Raw genomic sequence first — 4,347 nt, forward strand, 5'->3', positions numbered from 1 at the left:
GATGCCCCAGGCGAGGGCCGGGACCGAAGCCGGGCCTTCGCCGTCGTCCGCCACGGCAACGACAGTTGCCGTCCCCGCCTGGTGGTCCGCCGGTTCTGCCACCGCGGATTCGGTGGCCGCGGCCGAAGCACCGGGTTCGGCCGTGCCGGGGCCCGGCTCGACGTCGCCAACCAGATCCAGGGTCAGGGTGTAGGGGATTTCCGTCTCCTTGGCGTCCTCGAAGTACAGCGGGTCGACGGCCACCTGGAGGTAGTAGTCGCCGGCAAGGTACAGGTTGCGGACGTCGTGAATGCCCTCGGCGGCGTTGCGGTAGCGCACCGGAGAGGCGAAGTTCGCTGCCACCTTGGTGCCCGGGTCGGCCATGGACGTCATGCCGTAGGCGCCCGTGGAGGTGCCGTCGGTGATCGTCACCGGCTGGCGCAGCGGATTGGCGAAGCCGACCTGCAGGTAGGACGGATTGAAGATGTCCTTTTCGTAATCGCCGAGCTGGGCGACGGCGCGCAGCTGCTGCCCGTAGTCCACCGGCACCCTGTAGAAGTGCACCTCGCCGGGGATGAGGGTGGCCGCAAAGCTGCCGGGCGCCAGTTCGGGGGCGGAATTGAAGCTGTTGCCGGGAGTGGTCTCGCGCGGCTTGGAGCCCGGCTTCAGCAGATCGAGCTTGGTCACGGCGTCGTAGCCGGCCGGCAGTCCGGTGGTATCGGCCTCCGGTTCGGCGAGGAAGAGCAGCTCCATCGGCAGCGGGTCTTTTTTCCAGCCCGGACCGCTCCGGGTCACGCCGACCACTAGGTCGCCGCCGCCGGTCGGCTCGAGGCACTCTTGGTCGCCGCTCCCCATGGCGCCAGTGGAGAGCACCGCGGTGACCGGGCCATCGGAGAGCCGGGCCTCGTCGCGGGATTCGCGGACCGAGCTCAGGCATTCCTGCCCGTCGGGGGAGAAGACCTCGAGCTCCAGCGCGCTGTAGGTGGTCATGCTGCCGGCCCGGATCGGCATCACCAGGGACGCGCTGACGTGCAGGCGCTCGCCGTCGTCCAGGTGGACCTTGTAGAACTTGCGGGTCCCGCCCTCGTAGGTCCTGTCGCTGCCGGCGGCGAAGGTGTCCAGGTACTGGCCGGTGGACACCTCCGCGGCAGCGGCGGCGCTCTTGCCGCCGGTCACCGGGATGCCGGCGAAGTCGTAGGGGTTCAGCGCGCGGACGGTCTTGATGACCATCTGCTCACGGAGCGTGTCGGCGTTGTCCGCGTCGGCGTAGGTGCCGCCGGAGGCCTTGGCGATGCATTCGAGTTCCTTGCGGGCCTGCGCATCCACCTTGAACCCGATGGTGTGCATGGCCAGGTCCACGCCGTCCTTTGCCAGGTCCTTGGCTACCTCGCAGGGCGGCGGCGGCGAGCAGGTGTCGATGCCGTCGGAGACCAGCACAATGCTGCGGGGACCGTCGTCGGGAAGCTCCGCGGCGGCCCGGCGCAGCGCCTCGCCCACCGGGGTGTAGCCGGACGCCTTGATCGAGTCGATCTGATCGACCAGTTTCCCGGGATCTGTGGTGCCCAGTTTGGACAGCACGCTCACGTCCTTGCAGCCCTCGGCCCGGGCCTCCGGGGAACTGTCCGTGTTGGTGCCGTAGACCATGAGGCCCAGCTGCGATCCCGCCGGCAGGGTTTCGACCAGCTCCCTGGCAGCGGCCTTGGCTGCGTCCATCCGCAGGGTGCCCTTGGCGTCGGCGTCGGGGTTGAGCATGGAGCCGGAGGCGTCCAAGGTCAGCATCACCGGCACGGCCTCCTCGGATCCTGAGGCGGGAGCCTGCGGGACGGGCACCTGCGAAACCGGCACCTGCGGGACGGGCACCTGCGAAACCGGCACCTGCTGGACGGGCACTTGCGAAACCGGAACCTGCTGCGGCAGGAACATGGCCAGGGCGGCAACCACGCCCAGCGCGCCCTTCAAGACCCCGACGCTCGCACTCATGATCGACACCGACTCTCTCGATGAAACGTTATTTTGCCCCGACTATATCCGGCTAAACGCGGCCCACAGGCCATCCGGCGGGCGGCGAAGCGCGGCCCACCGGCCGGCCGGCGGAATGCCGGCCCTGTTCACCGCACGTTTCCACGCGCGCCAGCCGGGACGGCGTTCCCGATTGTTCTCGATTTGACCCACGTGAGCCGCGACAGATAGGTTTTCGTGGCGTAGGTCACCCAGTCGGCCCCTCCGGGCTGAGCCGCGGGCGGCTTGCTCTCGGTCTGGCCGGACGGGCAATGGAGCCTGCGTCCGACCGGTTCGAAGGGAACCTCCCGCAGCTGCACAGTCCCACCCGTAAGGAACATAGTGAGCGCCACCAGCACCGAACCGCACCTCCAGCGGTCTTTATCCAACCGCCACATCCAGTTGATCGCCATCGGCGGTGCGATTGGCACCGGGCTTTTCATGGGCTCGGGCAAGACGATTTCCGTCGCCGGCCCCTCGGTCATCTTCGTCTACATGATCATCGGTTTCATGCTCTTCTTCGTCATGCGGGCGATGGGGGAGCTGCTGCTGAGTAACACCGAGTACAAGAACTTCGGCGACTTCGCCGGCGACATCCTGGGGCCGTGGGCGGCCTTCTTCACCGGCTGGACGTATTGGTTCTGCTGGGTCGTCACCGGCATCGCCGACGTCGTCGCGATCGCGCACTACGTGGCGTTCTGGTGGCCGGACCTGCCGCTGTGGATCCCGGCGCTCGCCTGCATCCTGCTGCTGCTCGCGCTGAACCTGCCCACCGTGCGGGCCTTCGGCGAGACCGAATTCTGGTTCGCGCTGATCAAGATCATTGCCATCGTGGCCCTGATCGTCGTCGGCCTGGTCATGATCATCACCAACTTCGAGCACGACGGCGTCCGCGCCTCCTTCGGGAACCTGTGGGAGCACGGCGGAATGTTCCCCACCGGCTTCATGGGCTTCGTGGCCGGGTTCCAGATCGCCGTGTTCGCGTTCGTCGGAATCGAACTGGTCGGCACCACCGCCGCCGAGACGAAGGACCCGGAGAAGAACCTGCCGCGGGCGGTGAACTCCATCCCGATCCGCATCCTGATTTTCTACGTGGGCGCCCTCATCATCCTGATGGCCGTCCAGCCGTGGACCGGGTTTAACGCCGACGAATCCCCGTTCGTGGGCATGTTCGCCCTCGCCGGCCTCGTCGGCGCGGCCGGCGTCGTGAACTTCGTGGTCCTGACCTCGGCGACGTCGTCGGCGAACTCGGGCATCTACTCGACGTCGCGCATGATCTACGGGCTCTCGCTGGAGGGCGATGCCCCGAAGCGCTTCGGCAAGCTCTCGAGCCGCGGTGTGCCGCGCAGCGCGCTGCTGTTCTCCTGCATGTTCCTGCTCGCGGGCGTGGTCCTGCTCTACGCGGAGGGCAGCGTTTCCGAGGCGTTCACCATGGTCACCACGGTTTCGGCGCTCTGCTTCATGTTCGTTTGGACCATCATCCTGGTCAGCTACATCGTGTACCGCCGTCGCCGGCCGCAGCTGCACGAGGCCAGCAAGTTCAAGATGCCGGGCGGCTCGTTCATGCCCTACGTGGTCATGGCCTTCTTCGCCTTCATCCTGTGGGCGCTGACCACCCAGCCGGACACGCTGGCTGCCCTGCTGTTCACCCCGGTCTGGTTCGTCGCGCTCGGCATCGGCTACCTGTGGCTGCGCCGCAACCCGGAGCACACCGCGATCCGCGCCGCCCACGACGCCAAGGTGGCCGAGGAAAAGGCGGCACTCGAAGGCCGCGAGGACGCCCTGGCAGGCCGGCGCTAGCCGAGCCCGCCGCAGGCTGCGCCGAAACGTCCGCTTCCCGGGTCTCCGGGGAGCGGACGTTTTTGTGTCGGTCCCTCCGCAGTCGGGCCACGTCCCTCTGCGGTTCGGCCGTCCCTCAGCCGTTCGGCCGTCCAGCGCGCGGCCCGTCCGCGAACCGGCAACGGCGGCCCCACGCGCGGCTACGATGGCGCCATGGAAGATTCGATCACGCTGCGCTTCCTCGCCGCGCCCACCGACGTCGCGGCCGACGGGACCACGGTGCAGGCGGGAAGGGTCCTCGAGTGGATCGACAAAGCCGGCTACGCGTGCGCCGTCGGCTACTCGGGCGGCTACTGCGTCACCGCGTACGTCGGCAATGTGCACTTCACCCGGCCGATCCGCAACGGCTACCTGATCGAGGTCAGCGCCCGCATCGCGCACACCGGCCGTTCCAGCATGCAGGTGGTCGTCACCGTCGACGCGGCGGACGTGCGCGCCCGGCAGTTCCGGCCGGCGATGGACTGCATCCTGGTGTTCGTCGCCATGGATGAGCAGCGGCGGCCCCGGCCTGTTCCGCCGTGGGCGCCGACC

At 68.2% G+C, this 4,347-nt stretch carries 3 protein-coding genes; 2 read left to right on the forward strand and 1 reads right to left on the reverse strand.

Annotated features, from left to right (window positions below; all coding sequences use genetic code 11):
* Window positions 1–1,959: vWA domain-containing protein (locus tag AC5RUJ_RS11740; protein WP_494155898.1), on the reverse strand; the 1,959-nt coding region annotated here is incomplete at its 3' end.
* Between the two features lie 360 nt (window positions 1,960–2,319).
* Between AC5RUJ_RS11740 and cycA the strand changes: the two genes are divergently transcribed.
* Both cycA and AC5RUJ_RS11750 read left to right on the forward strand, forming a co-directional pair.
* Window positions 2,320–3,777, forward strand: a complete 1,458-nt coding sequence (gene cycA, locus AC5RUJ_RS11745; RefSeq protein WP_494127770.1) for a D-serine/D-alanine/glycine transporter — start codon at window positions 2,320–2,322, stop codon at window positions 3,775–3,777.
* A gap of 192 nt (window positions 3,778–3,969) precedes the next feature.
* Window positions 3,970–4,347 (forward strand): acyl-CoA thioesterase (locus AC5RUJ_RS11750; protein ID WP_494155899.1); only part of this gene is annotated, 378 nt, incomplete at its 3' end.

Source organism: Arthrobacter sp. Y3223164 (assembly GCF_059091005.1).